The following is a 19,748-nucleotide window of genomic DNA, read 5'->3' on the forward strand; positions in this document are numbered from 1 at the left end:
GATCAGGCGCGAAGCCCACCCGGACATGGCGGAGCGCTCAGGCGGGGGGTCGGGACGGTCGCGTCGATGATCCACCGGGTCAGGGCGTGCGCCGGGTCCACAGGTACCGCGGGCCCCCTGCGCCCCGGCCGGACGAGCGAGCCATCGTCGCGCTGTGCCACGCATCCGCATCCCCGTCGCAGATCGACAGCACGGCGTGGTGACCACGGCCCAGTGCCTGCGGGCGGGGATGTCGGCGGACCGCTTCGAGCGTCTGGTCCGGCGGGGTGAGTGGCGTCGGTTGCACCGCGGCGTCATGGTCACGCACAACGGCCCGCTCACGTGGCGGGTCCGCGCCGTCGCGGCTCTGCTCTACGCCGGAGCGGGTGCCGCACTCAGCCACGGCTCGGCCGCGTACGTCCACGGTCTCGTCGACCGCCCCCCGCGGCTGGTCGAGGTGAGCGTCCGGCGGCCGCGCCAGGTCACCGCGACGTCCCAGGTGCGCATCCGGCGGCGGACCGAGCTCGAGGTCGCCGTCCTGAACGGGCTCTCAGTCACCTCGCTGCCGACGACCGTCCTGGACCTCGTCGCATCGGCCAGGTCTGACGACGACGCCGTGGGGCTGGTGACCCGCGGCGTCCGGGCGGGCCTGCGGCCGGAGACCCTGCTGGCCGCGATGTCCAGGCGCTCCCGACTGCCAGGGCGCCCCCTGCTGCTCGAGGTCCTGGCAGCTGTGGACGACGGAGCGGAGTCCCCGCTCGAACGTCGGTACCACCGTGACGTGGAGCGGCGACACGGCCTGCCCCGATCCACCCGGCAGCGGCGGGAGCTCGTCGACGGTCACTGGATCAGGGCCGATGCGGTCTACGACGGCCTGGGAGTGCGTGTCGAGCTCGATGGCGCACTGGCCCACCCGGCAGGTCGCACCGACCGCGACACCTGGCGGGACAACGCCGTCCTGATCGAGCGCGGTGACCTCACGCTCCGCTACCGCTGGTCGCACGTGCGTCGCTCACCCTGCACGACAGCGGCGCAGGTCGGCGCCGCGCTGCGCTCACGGGGTTGGCGCGGACGACCGCGCGCGTGCTCCCCCACCTGTGCCGTCGGCCGCACCCTCTGACCGTGCGATCGGGTGAGGATCCCCGCGCGATCGGCGGGAAGCCCCACCAGCTCGCGCCACCGGCCCAGGCGCGCCGCGTGTGCGCGCGGGTCAGCCGAAGTAGACGGCGACGGGGGAGCCGTCGAGCAGGTGGACGGCGATCTCGGTGCCGTAGACGTCGCGCAGCACCGTGGGCTCGATGATCTGCCGCGGCGTGCCCTGGTGGACCACGCGGCCGTCGCGCATCGCGACCACGTGGTCGGACCAGCGCGCCGCGAAGTTGATGTCGTGCAGCACGAGGACGATCGTCTTGCCCAGCTCGTCCGCCGCGCGGCGCAGCAGGCGCATCATCTGGGCGGCGTGGCGCAGGTCGAGGTTGTTGAGCGGCTCGTCGAGCAGCACGTAGTCGGTGTCCTGGCAGAGCACCATCGCGACGAACGCGCGCTGCCGCTGCCCACCCGAGAGCTCGTCGAGGAACCGCCCCGCGAACGGCTCGAGGTCGAGGAACTCGAGCGCGCGACGCACGTGCTCGGCGTCCTCGACCGTGGGCCGGCCCTTGGACCACGGGTAGCGCCCGAAGGTCACGAGGTCGTGCACCGTGAGCCGCGCGGTGACGTGGTTGTCCTGCCGCAGCGTCGCGAGCCGGCGCGCGAGCAGGTCACCCGGCGCGCGGTGCACGTCGTGGCCCTCGAGCGTCACGGTGCCGCCGTCCATGGGCAGCAGCCGGCTCATCATCGACAGCAGGGTCGACTTGCCCGCGCCGTTGGGCCCGATCACGGAGGTGATCCCCCCGCGCGGGAGCTGCAGGTCGACGTCGTCGACCACGCGCAGCTCGCCGTACACCTTGGTCGCGCCGGCGACGTCGATCATCGGGCACCTCCACTCGCCCGACGGGCGTCTCGCAGCAGCAGGGTCAGGAAGGTCAGGCCGCCGAGCAGCTCGATCACCACGCTCAGCGTCGTGTCGTAGCCGAGCACGCGCTCGAGCACGGTCTGGCCACCCACGAGGCACAGGACGGCGACGCCGACGGCGGCCGGGAGCACGTACCGGTGCCGGTGCGAGCCCGCGAGCAGGTAGGCGAGGTGGGCGACCAGCAGGCCGAAGAACGTCACGGGTCCCACCAGGGCGGTCGACACCGCGACGAGCACGGCCACGACGACGAGCACGAGGGTCACCACGCGGCGGTGGTCGACGCCGAGCATGGTCGCGGTGGGCCGGCCGAGCAGCAGCACGTCGAAGGTGCTCCGCAGCCGCCAGGCGAGCACCGACGCACCCGCCACGAGCACGGTCGCGACGCCGAGCAACGCCGGGTCCACCCCGTTGAAGCTCGCGAAGAAGGAGCCCTGGAGCACCGCGAACTCGTTGGGGTCGATGAGCCGCTGCATGAACGACGCCAGCGAGCGGAACAGCACGCCCAGGATGAGCCCCACGAGCAGCAGCAGGTGCAGGCTGCGCCGAGCGCCCGTGAACAGCCACCGGAACAGCAGGCCCGCGAACGCGACCAGCAGCACCACCTGCACCGCGAACCGCAGCCGGTGGTCGAGCCCGGCGACCGTGGCCGAGCCGAGCGTGAACGCCAGGACCGTCTGCAGCAGCACGTAGAGGGTGTCGAAGCCCATGATCGACGGCGTGAGGATGCGGTTGTCAGTCACGGTCTGGAACAGCACGGTCGAGACGGCGACCGCGTAGGCGACGAGCGCGAGCGCCGCGAGCTTGGTGCCGCGGAACGGCAGCACGAAGTCCCAGGCGCCGTTCGCGCCCACCGTCATGAACGCCACGGCGGCCACGAGCACGAGGCCCCAGATCCCCGCGAGCGCCCAGGCGGGTCGCGTCGAGGCGACGGGCGAGTCGCCCGACGGCGTCCCAGGCGAGGGCGGGGCCTGGCCCCTCGCGACCGTCGCGCGCACGCCGCCGTCCGGCAGAGCGCCGGGAGGCGCGTCGCCGTCCTGCTCGTCCAGGTGCACGCGGACCGGGTCACGCAACGCGGGCCCCCTTGCGCAGCAGGAGGAAGAGGAACAGGACGCTGCCGACCACGCCGACGACGACGCCCACGGGCACCTCGTAGGGGTAGCGCACCACGCGGCCGATCAGGTCGCAGACGAGGACGAGTCCCGCACCGCCGACGGCGACCCACGGGGCCGTGCGGCGCACGTTGTCACCCAGGAGGATCGAGACGACGTTGGGCACGACGAGGCCCAGGAACGGGATCACGCCGACGGTCACGACGACGACCGAGCTCACCAGCGCGACGATCGTCAGCCCCAGGTTGAGGACGGCCCGGTGGTTGAGGCCGAGGTTGGTGGTGAAGTCCTCGCCCATGCCGGCGAGGGTGAACCTGTCGGCCGCGAGGTAGGCCACGAGCGTGAGCCCCGCGACCACCCACAGCAGCTCGTACCGGCCGCGCAGCACGCCCGAGAAGTCGCCCGTGGTCCATGCGACGAGCGACTGGAGCAGGTCGTTGCGGTACGCGAGGAACGTCGCGACCGAGCTCACCACCCCGCCGAGCATGAGCCCCACGAGCGGCACCACGAGCACCGAGCGCAGCGGCACCGCGCGCAGGATCCGCAGGAAGAGCGCCGTCCCGGCGAGGGCGAACACCACCGAGGCCGCCATCTTGACCATGAGCGGCGCACCGGGAACCGCGAGCGTCGCGACGAGGATCCCGAGCACCGCGAACTCGACGGTGCCCGCGGTCGACGGCTCCACGAACCGGTTGCGCGCGAGCATCTGCATGATCATCCCGGCGACGGCCATGCCGGCCCCCGCCAGCAGGATCGCGACGGTGCGCGGGACGCGGGAGACCAGCACCACGGTGGCCTCGCGGTCCGCGGCGCCGAGCAGCGCGCGCAGCACGCTCGCGGGGGTCACGTCGCTCACGCCGACCACGAGGCTCACCGCCGAGAGCGCGAGCACGACGACGACGAGCACGACGAACAGCGCCCGGCGGGTCCGCGGACCCACCGGGGCGCTGTCGTCCGGCCGTCGGGCGGCGGTGAGGATCGCCGTCATCGGGCCTGGTCGAGCCGGGGCCGACGGCTCGCGTGCGGGGAGGTCGTCACGGGGCGAGGGCCGCCGCGACCTCGTCGGTGATGCGGCCGAGCGTGCCGAGGCCACCGTTGACGATGTACCAGTCGACCGAGTCGACGTAGACGACCTGGTCCTCGCTCCACGCCGTCGTGCCGTGCACGAGCTCGTTGTCGAGCACCTGCGCGGCCGCGGCGCCCGCCTCACCCGTGGCGGCGTCGCGGTCGACGACGAACATCCAGTCAGGGTTGGTCTCGGCGAGGAACTCGAAGCTGATCGCCTCGCCGTGGGTCGCGGCCTCGACGTCCTCGACCGCCGGGGTCAGGCCCAGCTCGTCGTGCAGGAACCCGAAGCGGGACCCCGGGCCGTAGGCGGTCACCTCGCCGCCGCTGGTCAGGACGATGAGGCCGTTGCCGGCGTCGGCCGCGAGCGCCTTGGTCTCCTCGATCTTCGTGTCGAGGTCACCGATGAGCTCCTCGACCTCGTCCTCGCGGTCGAAGATCTCGCCGAGGGTGCGCGAGTTCTCCTCGATGCTGCCGCGGAAGTCCGCCCAGTCGTTCGACAGGTCGATCGTCGGGGCGATCTTGTCGAGCTCGGGCAGTGCCTCGGACGAGCGTCCCGCGACGATGATCAGGTCGGGCGCGGCCGCAGCCACGGCCTCGTAGTCGGGCTCGAACAGGGTGCCGATGTCCAGCACGTCGTCGGTCGCGAAGCGCTCGAGGTCGCCGGGGAGGTTCGACTTGGGCAGCCCGTCCACCTCGATGCCCAGCTGGTCGAGCGTGTCGACCGTCGCGAGGTCGAAGGTCAGCACCGTCTCCGGGTTGACCGGCACGGTGGTCTCGCCCTGCGCGTGCGTCACCGTGATCTCGCTCGGCCCCTCCTCGACCTCGGCGGGCGACTCGTCGACCTCAGCGCCCGGCTCGGCGGTGCTCGCGCACGCGGTCAGGGCGAGGCCGAGACCTGCGACGACGACGGCGGCGGCACTGCGCCGGGCGACGGAACGATGGGTGAGCACGGGTACTCCTCGAAGTTAGGTGAGCCTCATCTTGCTTGGCGCGAGTTAGGTTAGCCTAAGCAACGACGAGGTTCGCAAGGCCCGTCCCACCGCACGCCGCCCGTGGCCACGCCGCGACCGACAACCCCGGAGAGAGCAGATGACCGTCGACGCCACGCGCACCCGCACGCGACCCGGGACGGACGACGTGGTGCGGCGGGTGCCCCTCTCCCTCGTCGCACGCGAGCTGGTGGTCGAGGCCGTCGAGGACCTCAGCCCTTCCCTGCGCCGCGTGCACCTCACCGGCCCGGACCTGCTCGGCTTCGCGTCCCACGGACCCGCCGACCACGTGAAGGTCTTCTTCCCCGCCGACGACGGCGTGCTGCACCTGCCGACCGTGAGCGACGGCCGGTGGCTCGACCACGGGGACCCGCGCTTCACGTACCGCGACTACACGGTGCGCACGTTCGACGGCGAGCGGCTGACGCTCGACATGGTGGTGCACGGGCACGGCCCCGCGGGGCGCTGGACGGCAGCCGCACAGCCGGGACTCTCACTCGGGGTGCTCGGCCCGCGCGGCTCGATGCTCCCGCCCCTCGACCGCACCCACTACCTGCTGGCTGCCGACGAGACGGGCCTCCCGGCGCTGCTCAACTGGCTCGACCGCCTGCCTGCGTCGGCGCGGGTGCACGCCGTCGTCGAGGTCGACTCACCCGAGCACCACGTGGACCTGCCCGCGCTCGCGCGCGTCGACGTGACGTGGGTCTACCGCGATGGCGCCGAGCCGGGCACGACGACGCTGCTGGTCGACGCGGTACGCACGGCGCACGAGGGCCTACGCGACGTCCCGCCCGCGCGGCGCTGGAGCTGGGCGGCGGCCGAGACGTCGTCCGTCCGCGCGATCCGCGAGCTGCTCACCGCCGACGGCCACGACCGTACGTCGTTCGCGATGACGGGCTACTGGCGGCGCGGAACGGCGAACTTCGACCACCACGCACCCGACGCCTGAGCGCTGCGGGGCAGCGCGGGGGAGGATGGGCCCGATGAGCACCAGCCCCACGCAGCGGATCGCGCTCGACGCGCGCCTGCGTCACCTGACCGTCCGCACCGTCACGACGCTGAGCAGCGCGATGCGTCGCGTCGAGCTCGAGGGGCCCGATCTCGACGGGTTCGAGTGCTTCGGGCCGAGCGACCACGCGAAGGTCTTCTTCCCCGCCGAACCGGGCGGCGTACCCCAGCTCCCCGAGCTCACGGACGGCCGGTTCACCAACCGCCAGGACCCGCGCTACGTGTGCCGCGACTACACCGTGCGCACGTGGGACCCGGCGGCGGGGGCGCTCGTGCTCGACATGGCGACCCACGCCCACGGCCCCGCCGGCAGGTGGGCGGCCGCGGCCGAGCCCGGGCACACGCTCGGCGTGTACGGACCGAAGACGTCGAAGCTCCCACCGATGGACCGCGCCTGGTACCTGCTCGTCGCGGACGAGACGGGCCTGCCGGCCCTGACGAACTGGCTCGAGCGTCTCCCGGCCGAGGCCCGCGTACTGGCTCTCGCCGAGGTCGACGACGCCGCGGCCCAGGTCCCCCTGCCCGGCGGCCTCCCGGTCACGTGGCTCCACCGCGACGGCGCCGCTGCCGGCTCCACGACGCTGCTGGCCGATGCGGTCGCTGCGCTCGACCTCGACACCGCGGCCCCCGGCTGGGTGTGGGCCGGCGCCGAGGCGCGAGCCGTGCAGGCCGTGCGCAAGGTCGTCACCGACCGTGGGATCGATCGCGCGTCGTGCTCGATGACGGGCTACTGGCGCCGCGGCACCGCGAACTTCGACCACAAGTCACCGGAGGCCCAGGGCGCCGACGCCTGACGCGTCGGCACCCCGGGCCCCGCAGGTGCGTCCTGAGGGTCAGCCGCCGAGCGCCGCGTCCGACGAGAAGACGAGGCCCACGCTGATGGTGCCGTCCGTCAGCGCCGTCTTGGTCTGCGGGCCGCCGGCGTCGAGCGAGCTGAACGAGCCGGCGCGGAAGTCGTAGACCTCCTCCAGACCGGCCTGGCACTTGGGTCGCTCCGGGCACTCGGGCGGGCCGCCGAGCACGGTCGCCTCGCCCGAGCACTTCTCGGCCAGCTCGGTGAGCGTCGAGACGCCGTAGGTGTCCGCGAACTCCTGGGTCACGGCGAAGGCGTTCTGGTCCTGCGCCGGCGAGGCCTCGCCGAAGACGAGGCCCACCTGCTCACCCAGGTCCTCGAGCGCGGCGACGGTCTCCTCGAGGTCCGAGGACGAGACCGGCTCCGCCTCGGGTCCGTTGACCTTGCCGTTGAGGAAGTCGGCCATGGTCGCCGCGTACTCGGGGACCACCTGGATGTCACCAGCCTCGAGCGCGGGCTCGTAGAGCTCACGGTTGCCGATGGTCTGGACCGTCACGGTGTAGCCGGCGCCCTCGAGCGCGATGCGGTACAGCTCCGCGAGGGTCTGGTTCTCGGAGAAGTTGGCGGCGCCGATCACGATCGAACCGCCGTCACCGGCCTCGAGGCCCTCGGTCAGCCCGACCTCCTCCGCGTAGGTCTGCGCAGCGACGAGCGGGGTCTCCCGCTCGACGTCGACCGCACGGTTGAGCTCGATCAGCTGCTCGGTGTCGAGCGCCGCGGAGACGGCGTTGAGCGCCGCCATCAGCTCGGGGGTCGCGACCTCGGCGTTGACCGCCGGGATCACGTTGTCGGTGTTCTGGAGCATCTTGTCGTCCTCGAGGACGACGAGCTGCTCCCCGGCGACGGGCGCGCAGCCCTCGCTGCCCGACGTCGCCTCGGGTGCGGCCTTGGTGCCCGAGGACCCCTCCTGGCCGCAGGCCGCGAGCACGAGGCCCAGGCCCAGGACTGCTGCTGCCGTCACCGACGGCCGACGTGTGGTGCGCACGGTTCTCGCCTTCTGTGTCCCGGCGCCGTGGTCCCGGCGCCGCGTGTCCGGCGGGCCGCTCGCCCACCGAGGATCACGCTACGAGCCACCTCCGACACCGGCGCGGCCAGCGGCCGGATCGTGACCTATCCGACACCTCGGTGGGCGCGGCGTCGTCGTGACGGCGAGCCCCCGCGGGGACGGACAGGTCGTGCTGCTCAGGCGCGACCGGTCGCCGTCGGGCGCCGCAGCACCGCCGCCCAGCGCGACGGCTTGCGCAGCGGGCGGGGTGTCACCGCGCGCTCGACCACGGCGAGCACACCCTCGACCAGCAGCGCGAGCACCGCGACCAGCACGCCGCCCGCGAGGATCTGCCCGCCGCCCACGGCCATACCCAGCCCGAAGCCCGCGCTGATGATCTGCCCGAGCCCGCCGCCGTTGACGAACGACGCGAGCGCGGCCGTCGCGACCACCTGCACCGCCGCCGTCCGGAAGCCCGCCGCGAGGTACGGCACCGCGAGCGGCAGCTCGACGCGCCAGAGCACCTGGGCACCCGAGAGCCCCAGCCCGCGGGCGGCGTCGCGCGCCTCGGCATCAGCCTGGCGCACGCCGGTGTGCGCGGTCGCGAGCAGCGGCGGCACCGCGAACACCGCGAGCGCGACCACCACGGGCGCCTGCCCGAACCCGAGGAAGGTCAACGGCAGGATCGTGAGCATCGCGATGACCGGGATCGCGAGCGTCACGTTGGACAGGACCACCACGAGCCCACCGCCGCGACGCACGTGCCCGAGCCACAGCCCGAGCGGCCACGCCACCGCGCACCCCAGCAGCACCGCGAGCGCCGAGATGGTCAGGTGCTCGGTCAGCCGGTCGACCACCCCGCCCGGGTTGGTCCAGTTCAGCGGGTCGTTGAGCCACACGACCGCCTGCTCCACGGGCGACGGGCGCACCGCGGCACCCACCGCCGTCGGCCCCGCCACGACCAGCCCCGCGCTCATGCCGGCACCCCCCGCCGGGTCCACGGCGTCAGCGCGCGCCCGACCGCCACCCACGCGAGGTCGAGCACGAGCGCGAGGACCACGCACAGCACGGTCCCGGTGAGGATCTCCGCGCGGTAGAAGTTGTTGCGGAAGCCGCCGAGGATCAGCTGGCCCAGGCCGCCGTGCCCCACCAGCACCCCGACGGTGACCAGCGCGACGGTCGAGACGGTCGCGAGCCGCAGCCCCGTGAGGATGCCGGGCAGGGCCAGGGGCAGCTCGATGCGCAGCAGCCTGCCCCACCGGCTGTACCCCATCCCGGCCGCGGCGTCGCGCACGTCGTCGGGCACCTGGGCGAGCCCGGCCACGGTGTTCCGCACGATCAGCAGCAGCGCGTAGAGCACGAGTCCGACGACGACGGTGCGGGTCCCCGTCCCGAGGTAGGGCGCCACGAACGCGAACAGCGCGAGCGACGGGATCGTGTAGAGCACGCCGGTCAGTGCCAGAATCGGGCCCGTCAGCGACCGGAACCAGAAGGCCAGGACGGCCAGCGGCACGGCGACGAGCGCGGCGACCAGCACGGCCTGGCCGGTCAGCTCGGCGTGCTCGCGCAGCGCCGACAGCACCGTGGTGGAGTTGTCCTGCACGTAGCCGAGGTCGACCCAGGGATTGCCGGGGTCGGCGGCCAGGAGCAGGGAGCGCATGCATGGACGCTACAGCGGCGGCACCGATCACTCTCGAGGGAGTGCGCAAGGAGTACCCGGACGGGACGGTCGCGGTCACGGGCCTCGACCTGCACGTGCCTGCGGGTGAGGTCGTGGTGCTCATCGGGCCGTCGGGCTGCGGCAAGTCGACCGTGCTGCGGATGATGAACCGGCTGATCGAGCCCACCGCCGGGCGCGTGCTGCTGGGCGACGAGGACGTCACGTCCGTGGATCCGGTGACCCTGCGGCGTCGGATCGGCTACGTGATCCAGAACGTGGGGCTGTTCCCGCACCAGGACGTGCTGACCAACGTCGGCACGGTGCCGCGGTTGCTCGGCTGGTCGAAGGCCGACGTGCGTGAGCGCGCGGCCGAGGTGCTCGAGCTCGTCGGCCTGGACCCGGCCACCTACGGGCGTCGGTACCCGAGCGAGCTCTCAGGCGGTCAGCGCCAGCGGATCGGCGTGGCGCGGGCCCTCGCGGCCCGGCCCGTGGTGCTGCTCATGGACGAGCCGTTCTCGGCCGTCGACCCGATCGCGCGCGGCAACCTCCAGGAGGAGTTCCTCCGCCTGCAGGACGGCGTGCGCACCACGATCGTGCTGGTCACGCACGATCTCGACGAGGCCGTGCGACTCGGCGACCGCATCGCGGTGCTCTCCCAGGGCGGTGTGCTCGAGCAGCTCGCGACCCCGCGCGAGCTGCTGGGCGAGCCGGCCTCGCCGTTCGTGCGCGAGTTCGTGGGCCGCGACCGGGCCATCCGGCGCATGTCCGTGACTCCCGTGACCGAGGACCTGCTCGACCCGGTCGCGCCCGTGCCCGACGGCGTCCCGGCGGTCGCGCTGGGCACGTCCCTGTACGAGGCCCTCGCGGTGCTGCTGCGCACCAACGCCGACGTCGCACGCGTGACGGACGGCGACGCCGTCGTCGGCCTCGTCACCCGGCACCGCATCCTGAGCATCGACTACCCACCCGACCCCACCCCCTGACCGGTCCGGGTGCGGGCCCACGGCGGCCGTGGTTGCGTGGCCGTCGACCCCGAGGAGGCCACCGTGACCGAACGCCCGTACGACTACTCCGACCTGAGTGCCCTGTTCGTCAGCTGCACGCTCACCCCGTCGCCCGCGCCGTCGAACACCGAGGCGCTCATGGCGGACAGCATCGAGATCATGCGACGCCAGGGCGTCGCGACGGAGCTGGTGCGCGCGGTGGACCTCGACATCGCGCCCGGCGTCCAGCCGGACATGTCCGACCAGTTCCCCGGTGACGAGTGGCCGCAGCTCATGGCCAAGGTGCGCGCGGCCGACATCGTGGTGCTCGGCTCACCCATCTGGCTCGGTGAGAAGTCGAGCGTGTGCACGCGCGTCGTCGAGCGGCTCTACGCCCACTCGAGCGAGACGAACGACCGTGGCCAGTACCTGTACTACGGCAAGGTCGCGGGCGTGGTCGTCACCGGCAACGAGGACGGGTACAAGCACGTGGGCATGAACCTGACCTACTCGATGCAGCACCTGGGCTTCACCGTCCCACCGCAGTCCGACACCGCCTGGGTGGGCGAGATCGGCCCGGGCCCGTCCTACGCCGACGACGGCTCGGGCGGCCCCGAGAGCTCGTTCACCCAGCAGACGCTCACGTTCATGACCTGGAACCTCATGCACATGGCCGCGCTGCTCAAGCGGTCCGACGGGATCCCTGCGCACGGCACGTCGACGACAGCGTGGCAGGACGGCGCGCGCTTCGACCACCCCCGCGGCGACGCCCTCTGACCCCAGGACGACGTCGGGCACGGCCAGACGCGGGCTCCGCCCGGACGCGGTCGGCCTCGCCCGGATGCGGGTGGCTCCGCCCGGCGACACGCGACCCGCGCCAGGTTCGAGCTCCTACGCAGATGTTGCCGTTCAGTACGCCCCATCCCGCGCAGAGGTTCGCCTTCGAACCTTTGGGCGGGCGTGGGGCGGCTCTCGGGAGGGGGTTACGGTCGGGGGATGGCGATCTCGCGGTGGCAGCAGAAGGTCGAGGCGAACCCCGAGCACTCGCACTGGTACGTCGAGCGGTTCCGGCGCATGGCGGCCGACGGCGCCGACCTCGCCGGTGAGGCCCGCACCGTCGACGCGATGGTGCCCCGCGGGGCGCGCATCCTCGACGCGGGGTGCGGGCCCGGTCGTGTCGGCGGCGAGCTCGCGGCCCGCGGGCACCACGTGGTGGGCGTCGACGTCGACCCGGTGCTGATCGAGGCCGCGCAGGCGGACCACCCCGGGCCCACCTGGCTCGTGGGCGACCTCGCCGAGCTCGACCTCCCCGCGCGCGGCATCGACGAGCCGTTCGACCTGATCGTGTGCGCGGGCAACGTGATGACGTTCCTCGCCGCCGGCACCGAGGTCGAGGTGCTGCGCCGGTTCGCCGCGCACCTGCGGCCCGACGGGCGTGCCGTGGTGGGCTTCGGCGCGGGGCGCGGCTACGCGTTCGGCGACTTCTTCGCCGACGTCGAGCGCGCCGGGCTGCGCCTGGACCAGGTGTTCTCGACGTGGGACCTGCGGTCGTTCGACCGCGAGTCCGAGTTCGTGGTCGCGGTGCTCAGCCGTGCGACGGGCGGGCGCGGCGGGCGCTGACGCGTGCCGCGAGCGCGTCGAGCGCTCCGACGACGCCAGCGCCCACGGCGTACGCGGCGAGGTCACGCGGGTCGAAGCTCGTGCCGAGCAGCAGCCGCACGGGCGGCCACGCCTCCGCGAGCGCGGCCGGCACGGGCGTGAGCTGGGCGAGCTCGACGGCCGCCGCGACTGCGCATGCGAGCGTCGCCAGCACCCACCCGCGCGCGCCGGGGCGCAGCAGCACGAGCCCCACGAAGACCGCCGCGGTGTAGAGCACGCTCCCGAGCGCATCTGCCCACCAGCCGTCGCCGAGCAGCGCCGTCACCAGCCCCGTCGCCACCACCAGGGCGAGCACGCCCGCCCAGCGCACGCGCGACCGCCGTCGGGCACCACCGCCCGCTCCGGCCACCACGGCACCCCCGCCGCCCGGCCACGCCGTCGGGCGCGATCCGTCCCCCGCCCGCACACGCACCCCTGCACGGTAGGCGACGTGGTCCTAGGCTCGGACCATGGCGCGCTACCTGGACGTGCACCCGCAGGACCCACAGCCGCGCACGATCGCGCAGGTCGCGGCGATGCTGCGCGACGACGCGCTCATCGCCTACCCCACCGACTCGTGCTACGCCCTGGGCGCACGCCTCGACAGCCACACCGCCGTCGAGCGCATCCGCCGCATCCGGCACCTGGACCACCGGCACCACTTCACGCTCGTCTGCGCGGACTTCGCGCAGCTCGGCCAGTTCGTCCACCTCGACAACGCGGCGTTCCGCGCGATCAAGGCCGCGACCCCGGGCCCGTACACGTTCATCCTGCCGGCCACCAAGGAGGTGCCGCGGCGGCTCGCGCACGAGAAGAAGAAGACCGTGGGCGTGCGCCTGCCCGACCACCGCGTCGCGCAGGCGCTGGTGCGCGAGCTGGGCGAGCCCTTGCTCTCGAGCACGCTCCTGCTGCCGGACCACGACGAGCCCATGACCGAGGGCTGGCTCATCAAGGAGGAGCTCGACCACGTGGTCGACGTCGTGATCGACGCCGGTGACTGCGGCACCGAGCCCACCACGGTGGTCGACTGGTCCGAGGGCTACCCCGAGGTGGTCCGCGTGGGCGCGGGCGACCCGTCCCGCTTCGAGTAGCGCCCGGACCTACTGCGGCCGGGGCCCGACGACGGCGCGCACCTCGACCGGCTGCTGGAGGGCCTCACCCCGCGGACCGGGAGCGGCCGACACGCGCCCGGCGATCTCGAGCGCGCGGTCCTCGCTCGCGACCTCGACCAACCAGTACCCGGCGAGCGCGGGCTCGGTCAGCGCACCGTCACGCAGCACCGGCGGATTCGCGCCGTCGCCCGTGACCACGAGCGCGCCGTCGGGCCCCGCGACCGCCTGGGTCTCGACGAGCTCGCCGCGACCCCGCAGCTCGGCCGCGAGGTCCTCCTGGTACGCGGCGTGCGCGCGCACGTCGTCGGCCTCCCACTCGTCGGCCGGCGGCACGCCGTGGATCCGTCCGTAGGTCAGCACCAGCAGGTAGCGCATCGTCTCCCCCTCAGCCGCCGTCGTCGACTCGCCCGCCCGGCACGCGCTCGTGCGCGTCCGGCACATCCTCATCCTCGCCCTCGACCGTCACGCGCGCGCCCGGACTCTCGCCGAGGGCCTTGATCTCCTCGCGCACGAAGGGGTCGTCGGGCCGCTCGACCAGCAGGCGTCGCTGCATCGCGAGGGCCTCCGACGTGCGGCCCAACGAGCGCAGGCACCGCCCGATCGCCCAGCGCGCCACCTGCTCGGTCTCGACCGCGTCCGCGTCCGGCACACCCGGCACGGCCGACGGCGCGTGCAGCCGGTCCAGCGCGGCGCGGTGCGCGTCCTCGAAGTGCGCGAACGCCTCGGCGAGGCGGCCCTCGTCGTGCAGTCCCCAGCCCAGGTTGGTGTGCAGCGCGACCGCCCAGCGCCGCACCTCGGGGTCCGCCGACGCGCGCACGTGGTTCAGCGCGCGCACCGTCCAGCTCTCCGCGCCCGCGGGGTGGATGAGCGCGAGCATGTGCAGCGCGTCGACCGCGAGCACGGTCAGTCCGGCGCCCTCGGCCGCGCGCACGGCCTCGCGCAGCACGGGCATCGCGAGCCGTGGCGTGCCCGCCGAGCGGTGCAGGCGCCCGCGCTCGAGCAGCACCCGGACGCGTGCGACGTCGTCGGGCCCGGTGCTCGAGACCACCTGGTCGAGCACGGCGTGCGCCTCGGCGAAACGACCCAGCAGACCCAGGGCGCGCGCGTGCTGGGTCGCGAGCTCGGCGCGTTGGCGCGGCGGCCGGGCGTCGTCGGCCGCCGCCTGCGCGAACCTCGCAGCGGTGCCCTCGGGGTCGTGGACGTCCCACATCGCGCGCACGTCCTGCGCCGTCAGGGGCGGTTCCACGCCCCGATGGTGGCACCTCGACCCGCGCGGCGGAACCGTGCGGGCGTCCGAGATGTCACGAACCGCCTGCTGCACGCCCGGAATGCGCGTGCCGCGCCCGGGGTTGGCGATGGCATGCCTCTGACCGGTGAGTACGCACCCAGCCCGTCCGACCAGGCCCGCAGCCAGGCCGAGCTCTACGAGAGCTCGGGCGGCACCGAGGGCACCACGATGCGCGGCGTGCCCGTGATCATCCTGACGACGCTCGGTGCGCGCAGCGGCAAGCTCCGCAAGACCCCGCTCATGCGGGTCGAGCACGACGGCGAGTACGCGGTGGTCGCGTCGATGGGCGGCGCCCCGACCCACCCGGTCTGGTACCACAACGTCGTCGCGAACCCGCTGGTCGAGCTCCAGGACGGTCCGGTGCGGCGCGACTACACGGCGCGCGAGGTCACCGGGGACGAGCGCGCCGTCTGGTGGGAGCGCGCGGTCGCGGTCTGGCCCGACTACGCCGCGTACGCCGAGCGCACCGACCGGCTGATCCCGGTCTTCGTGCTCACGCCGGTCGACTGACCGACGACGACGGCGTGCCGGGCGGCCGACGCGGGCACGCGGGGACGGGGAGAGGTCAGTCCCAGAACGGGTGGACGAGCTCTTCGTCGAGGATGACGTCGGGGGTGAGCGTGTCGTTCACGGGGGTGCCTTCGGGTTCGTTCCAGCAGGTCACCTCTACCATCGGCGCCCGGCCGGCCGGGATTCCGGGACCCTCGACCCACGTCCCGAGCCCGTTCGCGAAGAGTGGCCCTAGGTCCCACCGGCACCGTCCCATCGAGTCGTAACGTCCGGGTAAAGCCGGGCAGCAGGAGACCCCTCGGGCGCGGCAGCAGAGCAGCGTCGCTCGCAGTCCTCACCGCCTGCCACCGAGGAGTCCGGCATGAGCCGTCCCGTCGCCCCCGCCCTGTCCGCCGCCCTCGAGAGCACGTACGCCGGGACCGCCGTCGGGCGCGTGCCCGACGGCGTGCTGCTCCCACCAGCGGTGCGGGCCGCGATCGAGGCAGCGCCGCGCGTCGTCGTTCCCGCGACCCGTGCCGAGCTGTACGCGCTCGCCCTGGGACCCGACTGCGGCCCGCGGTTCGACGTCGTCTACGACGCGGGTGGGCGCGCGGTGGTCGAGGCCGACGTGGTGCGCTGCCGCAACGGGATCGCGGTCAACTACCCCGAGGACTACATGCGCCGGCGCGACCCGGACTGCATGCGGATCGCGGACTCCCTGCCCACCGACAAGCCGCGCTACCGCGACGTCTACGGCCACGACTTCGCGCCCGTCAAGGCCGAGACGCTCGACTGGCTCGCGGGTCAGGAGCTGGTGGTGGTGCCGTTCCGCGCCGGGGGCCCGCGGCTCGGCTCGCCGTCGCTCGCGGTGTGCCCGCTCAACGCCGCGTTCTTCGCGCTCGCGCTCGTGGACCTGCAGGGCTGGGTGACGTTCGACGAGCTCGAGACCCAGGTGGGCGCGTGGGAGCCGCGGTCGATCCTGTACGTCGCACCGCCGTTCCGGCACACGCACTTCGCGGGCCGGCAGGTGGTGGTGCACGACCGCTCCGAGACGCTGCACGAGGTGTTCGCCTACAACCTGTACCCGGGGCCGAGCGCCAAGAAGGGCGTGTTCTCGGTGCTGCTCGACATCGGCGAGCACGAGGGCTGGCTCACCGCCCACGCGTCGTCGGTGCGCGTCACCACGCCGTACGAGAACGAGACCGTCGTGATGCACGAGGGCGCCTCGGGCGGCGGCAAGTCCGAGATGTGCCAGGAGCTCCGGCGGCGCGAGGACGGTCGGATCCTGCTCGGCACCAACGTGGTGACCGACGAGCCGTACGTCATCACGCTGGGCGAGACCAGCCGCCTCGAGCCCGTGACGGACGACATGACGCTGTGCCACCGCGACCTCCAGGCCGGCGACGGCACGCTCACGGTGGCCGACGCCGAGGACGGCTGGTTCGTGCGCGTCGACAACCTCACCGAGTACGGGGAGGACGTGCACCTCGAGCGCGTGATCATCCACCCCGCCGAGCCGCTGGTCTTCTTCAACCTCCAGGGCATGCCGGACGCGACCGTGCTGCCGTGGGAGCACACGCTCGACTCGACCGGCAAGCCGTGCCCCAACCCGCGCGTCGTCGTGCCCCGCCGTCTGGTGCGCGACGTGGTGGACGAGCCCGAGCAGGTGGACGTGCGGACGTTCGGCGTGCGGATGCCGGCGTGCACGCGCACGGCGCCGAGCTACGGGATCATGGGCATGATGCACCTGGTGCCACCGTCGGTGGCCTGGCTGTGGCGGCTCATCGCGCCGCGCGGGGACAAGAACCCGTCGATCGGTGAGAGCTCGGCGGACGCCGTCCTGGCGCACGGGGGCATGGTGGCCGAGGGGGTCGGCTCGTTCTGGCCGTTCTCGACCGGCACGCGCGTCGCGGCCGCGAACCTGCTGCTGCGGCAGATCGTCGACGCACCGCGCGTGCGGTACGTGCTCACGCCCAACCAGCACGTGGGCGCCTACCGCGTGGGTTTCGCGGCCGAGTGGCTCACGCGCGAGTACCTGGCCCGGCGCGGCGCCGGGCGCATCCGGCCCGAGCACCTGGTGCCGTCGCGGTGCCCGCTGTTCGGGTACACGCTGCGCGAGATGAAGATCGACGGGCAGCTCATCCGGCCCACGTTCCTGCGGCCCGACCAGCAGTCGCAGGTGGGCGAGGAGGCCTACGACGCGGGCGCCGCGATCCTCACGGGCTTCTTCAAGGCCGAGCTCGCGCCGTTCCTCACGCCCGAGCTCGACCCGCTGGGCCGCGCGATCATCGAGGCCTGCCTCGCCGACGCGCCGGTGGACCGCTACGCCGAGCTCACCCCGATGCAGGCCTGACCGGCCCCGCGCGCCCTTCGCGCCCGTCGTCGCCGTCGCCCGTCACGCGGCCCCTCCCCGCCGGCGAGTTCGCACACCCGCATCGAGTTCGCACGCCCCACAGTGCGAACTCGATGCAGGAGTGCGATCTCAGCCAGGCGGCGGGCAGGACCCGCAGGTGGGGCCTCAGGCGTGGGGGTGGTCGTGCGGTTCCACGGGCGGGGCGTCGGGGCCGCCGGGGCCGCGGTGCGCGGACGCCGTCGGCGCGGGCGCCGCGTCGCCGTCGGGCACGGGGTGCGCGGGCTCGCGGGTGAGCCAGCCGTCGATGACCTCGAGGCTCGCGACCCGCTCGGCCGGTCCCGCCGCGACGCGGGCCGCGACCTGCCCGAAGACGGCGCACCCGGCCAGGGTCAGCACGCCGACGACGGCGGTCACGGCGGCGAGGGAGGGCGGGGCTTCTGCACCGCGCGCCGCACCCCACACGAGCAGGACGACGGCCGAGCCGCCCCATGCCGTCGCGAGCGCGGCCAGCACCGGAGCGCCGGTCCGCCGGCGCGGGAGCAGCCTGCGCGCGACCCCGAGCAGGCCCACCGCCCACGTGGCGCCGCCCACCAGCACGCCGACCACCCCACCGACGAGCGCGGGCGTCTCGGGCAGCTCGAGCAGGGCGAGCGTGAAGAGCAGGCCGGTCCACTCGTCGTCGGCCTCGGGCTCGGTGAACGGCACGGGCTCGACGAGGGACGCCGCCCACGCGCCCACGAGCGCGCCGACAGCGACGCCGATGGCGAGCACGAGCAGCGCGAGCGCGGCGGCGCGCCACCGCACGGTCTGACGACGTTCCACGGCTCTCCTCGGCAGGGGGCCTCCACCCTCTCACCCGACCGCCCGCGCTCCCACCCTCCCGCCCGACCCGGCCCGCCACCGGCGGCACCGCCACCGGCACCGGCGCGGGAGGGGGCGGGCGAGGGCGGGGGAAGCGCGAGCGCGGATGCGGGGGGCGAGTGTGCGGCCTAGCGTCGGGGGATGCCCGAGCTCCATGTGCTGTACGCGGTGCTGGGTGGGTCGGCCGTGGCGCTCGCGCTCGTGAGCCGGCGGCTGCGCGAGGCCCCGGTGAGCGAACCGCTGGTCGCCCTCGTGCTCGGCGTGCTGCTGGGGCCCGCGGCCCTCGGCTGGTTCGTCGTGAGCCCCGAGGCGCGCGACGTGGTGCTGCTCGAGGGCTCGCGCCTCCTCCTGGCGGCCTCCGTGATGGCGGCCGCGCTCCGCTTCCGCGCTCGCGACCTGCGCGACGTGGTGCGCCCCGTCGCGATCCTGCTCGCCGTCGCGATGCCCCTCGCCGCCGTCGTGACGGGCGCGCTGACGCTGCTGCTCGGGCTCCCCCTGGCCCTCGCGGCGGTGGTCGGCGCGTGCATGTCGCCCACCGACCCGGTGCTCGCGGCCTCGGTCGTGACGGGGGAACCCGCCGAGCGTGACCTGCCCGGACGCGTGCGCCGCATGCTGACCGTCGAGAGCGGGGCCAATGACGGGCTCGCCCTCGCGCTCGTGGGTGTCGCTGTCGCCGCCGCGCTGCCGGGGAGCGGGCTCGGCGACGCGCTCGGACGCGTGACGTGGGAGGTGCTCGGCGGCACGGCGATCGGCCTCGCGCTCGGCGTCCTCACCGCACGGGCCACGCGCCGCGCCACGGTGGACCGTGCGCTCGAGGCCGGGCCCGAGCTCGTGCTGACCCTGCTGCTCGCCCTCGGGACTCTCGGGATCGCGCGCGTGGCCCACACCGGCGGCGTGCTCGCCGTGTTCATCGCGGGCCTCGCCTACAACGCGGTGCTCGAGCGCGGCGGCAGAGCGGCCGACGAGGAGCGCTCGACCCAGGACCGCGTGGACGAGGCGATCAACCGCTACGCGGTGCTGCCGCTGTTCGTGGTGCTCGGCGCCACGGTGCCGTGGTCGGGCTGGGCCGCGCTGGGGCCGGCCGCGATCGCCGTCGTCGTCGGGGTGCTGCTGCTGCGACGGCTTCCGCTGGTGCTGCTGCTGGCGCGGCCGCTCGGGCTGCGGCCGCGCGACGCCGTGTTCGCGGGCTGGTTCGGGCCGATGGGCGTGAGCGCCGTGTTCTATCTCGCGCACGCACGGCACGAGGGCCTCACCGACCCGACCCTGGACGCCGTCGGCACCCTGCTGATCGCCGCGAGCGTGGTCGTGTTCGGCCTCACGGGTAGCCCGGCTCGCCGCGCCTACGCCCGCCTTCCCTGACCC

21 protein-coding genes are annotated in these 19,748 nt (G+C 74.0%); 10 read left to right on the forward strand and 11 right to left on the reverse strand.

Translation table 11 applies throughout. The annotated features are described in order from the left end of the window. Positions 1-154 precede the first annotated feature (154 nt). On the forward strand, positions 155-1,099 hold the full coding sequence (locus GXB85_RS12710; RefSeq protein WP_161918032.1) for a type IV toxin-antitoxin system AbiEi family antitoxin domain-containing protein: 945 nt from the start codon (positions 155-157) through the stop codon (positions 1,097-1,099). Between the two features lie 90 nt (positions 1,100-1,189). On the opposite strand, the gene GXB85_RS12715 is transcribed toward GXB85_RS12710, so the two are convergent. From GXB85_RS12715 to GXB85_RS12730, 4 genes are read right to left on the reverse strand one after another with little or no spacing between them, the layout of a single operon-like run. Then, positions 1,190-1,948, reverse strand: a complete 759-nt coding sequence (locus GXB85_RS12715; protein WP_161918033.1) for an ABC transporter ATP-binding protein — start codon at positions 1,946-1,948, stop codon at positions 1,190-1,192. Continuing rightward, positions 1,945-3,060: an iron chelate uptake ABC transporter family permease subunit gene (locus GXB85_RS12720; RefSeq protein ID WP_237728239.1), complete on the reverse strand. Its 1,116-nt coding sequence runs from the start codon at positions 3,058-3,060 to the stop codon at positions 1,945-1,947. The genes GXB85_RS12715 and GXB85_RS12720 overlap by 4 nt, the downstream gene beginning before the upstream one ends. Beyond that, positions 3,053-4,087, reverse strand: a complete 1,035-nt coding sequence (locus tag GXB85_RS12725) for an ABC transporter permease (RefSeq protein WP_161918034.1) — start codon at positions 4,085-4,087, stop codon at positions 3,053-3,055. The genes GXB85_RS12720 and GXB85_RS12725 overlap by 8 nt, the downstream gene beginning before the upstream one ends. Before the next feature lie 46 nt (positions 4,088-4,133). Continuing rightward, on the reverse strand, positions 4,134-5,117 hold the full coding sequence (locus GXB85_RS12730) for a siderophore ABC transporter substrate-binding protein (protein ID WP_370524222.1): 984 nt from the start codon (positions 5,115-5,117) through the stop codon (positions 4,134-4,136). 139 nt (positions 5,118-5,256) lie between these two features. Between GXB85_RS12730 and GXB85_RS12735 the strand changes: the two genes are divergently transcribed. After that, the gene (locus GXB85_RS12735; RefSeq protein ID WP_161918035.1) at positions 5,257-6,105 is read left to right on the forward strand and encodes a siderophore-interacting protein; all 849 of its coding nucleotides are present in this window, start codon (positions 5,257-5,259) and stop codon (positions 6,103-6,105) included. A gap of 34 nt (positions 6,106-6,139) precedes the next feature. Then, the gene (locus GXB85_RS12740) at positions 6,140-6,958 is read left to right on the forward strand and encodes a siderophore-interacting protein (RefSeq protein WP_161918036.1); all 819 of its coding nucleotides are present in this window, start codon (positions 6,140-6,142) and stop codon (positions 6,956-6,958) included. Between the two features lie 39 nt (positions 6,959-6,997). On the opposite strand, the gene GXB85_RS12745 is transcribed toward GXB85_RS12740, so the two are convergent. From GXB85_RS12745 to GXB85_RS12755, 3 genes are all read right to left on the reverse strand, one after another. Then, complete coding sequence (locus GXB85_RS12745; protein WP_161918037.1) at positions 6,998-8,002, reverse strand: glycine betaine ABC transporter substrate-binding protein; 1,005 nt, start codon at positions 8,000-8,002, stop codon at positions 6,998-7,000. Between the two features lie 197 nt (positions 8,003-8,199). Beyond that, positions 8,200-8,979, reverse strand: coding sequence for an ABC transporter permease (locus tag GXB85_RS12750; protein WP_161918038.1), 780 nt, complete (start codon positions 8,977-8,979; stop codon positions 8,200-8,202). Next, positions 8,976-9,662, reverse strand: a complete 687-nt coding sequence (locus GXB85_RS12755; protein ID WP_161918039.1) for an ABC transporter permease — start codon at positions 9,660-9,662, stop codon at positions 8,976-8,978. The genes GXB85_RS12750 and GXB85_RS12755 overlap by 4 nt, the downstream gene beginning before the upstream one ends. Before the next feature lie 2 nt (positions 9,663-9,664). Here GXB85_RS12755 and GXB85_RS12760 point away from each other — a divergent pair, with 2 nt between their 5' ends. The 3 genes from GXB85_RS12760 to GXB85_RS12770 all read left to right on the forward strand — a co-directional run bounded on the left by GXB85_RS12760 (position 9,665) and on the right by GXB85_RS12770 (position 12,265). After that, positions 9,665-10,645, forward strand: coding sequence for an ABC transporter ATP-binding protein (locus GXB85_RS12760; protein WP_161918040.1), 981 nt, complete (start codon positions 9,665-9,667; stop codon positions 10,643-10,645). A gap of 63 nt (positions 10,646-10,708) precedes the next feature. Further along, on the forward strand, positions 10,709-11,422 hold the full coding sequence (locus tag GXB85_RS12765) for a flavodoxin family protein (protein WP_370524223.1): 714 nt from the start codon (positions 10,709-10,711) through the stop codon (positions 11,420-11,422). A 219-nt stretch (positions 11,423-11,641) separates the two neighbouring features. Next, entirely contained in the window at positions 11,642-12,265 is a 624-nt protein-coding gene (locus GXB85_RS12770; protein ID WP_161918042.1) for a bifunctional 2-polyprenyl-6-hydroxyphenol methylase/3-demethylubiquinol 3-O-methyltransferase UbiG, read from the forward strand. On the opposite strand, the gene GXB85_RS12775 is transcribed toward GXB85_RS12770, so the two are convergent. Beyond that, positions 12,231-12,716 carry a DUF2809 domain-containing protein gene (locus GXB85_RS12775; protein ID WP_161918043.1) on the reverse strand — a complete coding sequence of 162 codons (486 nt, stop codon included), beginning with the start codon at positions 12,714-12,716 and terminating at the stop codon, positions 12,231-12,233. The two genes, GXB85_RS12770 and GXB85_RS12775, sit on opposite strands and share 35 nt — an antisense overlap. Positions 12,717-12,753: 37 nt before the next feature. Between GXB85_RS12775 and GXB85_RS12780 the strand changes: the two genes are divergently transcribed. After that, complete coding sequence (locus GXB85_RS12780) at positions 12,754-13,374, forward strand: L-threonylcarbamoyladenylate synthase (RefSeq protein WP_161918044.1); 621 nt, start codon at positions 12,754-12,756, stop codon at positions 13,372-13,374. A gap of 9 nt (positions 13,375-13,383) precedes the next feature. Here the strand turns inward: GXB85_RS12780 and GXB85_RS12785 are convergent, their stop codons facing one another. Both GXB85_RS12785 and GXB85_RS12790 read right to left on the reverse strand, forming a co-directional pair. Further along, entirely contained in the window at positions 13,384-13,770 is a 387-nt protein-coding gene (locus GXB85_RS12785) for a YciI family protein (protein WP_161918045.1), read from the reverse strand. A 10-nt stretch (positions 13,771-13,780) separates the two neighbouring features. Further along, the gene (locus GXB85_RS12790) at positions 13,781-14,641 is read right to left on the reverse strand and encodes a tetratricopeptide repeat protein (RefSeq protein ID WP_161918046.1); all 861 of its coding nucleotides are present in this window, start codon (positions 14,639-14,641) and stop codon (positions 13,781-13,783) included. A 114-nt stretch (positions 14,642-14,755) separates the two neighbouring features. Here GXB85_RS12790 and GXB85_RS12795 point away from each other — a divergent pair, with 114 nt between their 5' ends. Both GXB85_RS12795 and GXB85_RS12800 read left to right on the forward strand, forming a co-directional pair. Beyond that, the gene (locus tag GXB85_RS12795) at positions 14,756-15,193 is read left to right on the forward strand and encodes a nitroreductase family deazaflavin-dependent oxidoreductase (RefSeq protein ID WP_161918047.1); all 438 of its coding nucleotides are present in this window, start codon (positions 14,756-14,758) and stop codon (positions 15,191-15,193) included. Between the two features lie 361 nt (positions 15,194-15,554). Beyond that, positions 15,555-17,525 (forward strand): DUF4914 family protein, encoded by a 1,971-nt coding sequence (locus tag GXB85_RS12800; RefSeq protein WP_161918048.1) that lies wholly within the window; start codon positions 15,555-15,557, stop codon positions 17,523-17,525. Positions 17,526-17,690: 165 nt separating this feature from the next. Here GXB85_RS12800 and GXB85_RS12805 read toward each other — a convergent pair whose 3' ends face one another. Further along, a complete protein-coding gene (locus tag GXB85_RS12805; RefSeq protein WP_161918049.1) occupies positions 17,691-18,347 on the reverse strand; it encodes a hypothetical protein in 657 nt (218 codons plus the stop codon). Positions 18,348-18,527: 180 nt separating this feature from the next. Here GXB85_RS12805 and GXB85_RS12810 point away from each other — a divergent pair, with 180 nt between their 5' ends. Then, a complete protein-coding gene (locus GXB85_RS12810; RefSeq protein ID WP_161918050.1) occupies positions 18,528-19,745 on the forward strand; it encodes a cation:proton antiporter in 1,218 nt (405 codons plus the stop codon). Positions 19,746-19,748: the final 3 nt, after the last annotated feature.

Origin of the sequence: Cellulomonas sp. APG4 (assembly GCF_009996735.1) — a bacterium.
In the GTDB taxonomy this organism is placed as follows: domain Bacteria; phylum Actinomycetota; class Actinomycetes; order Actinomycetales; family Cellulomonadaceae; genus Actinotalea.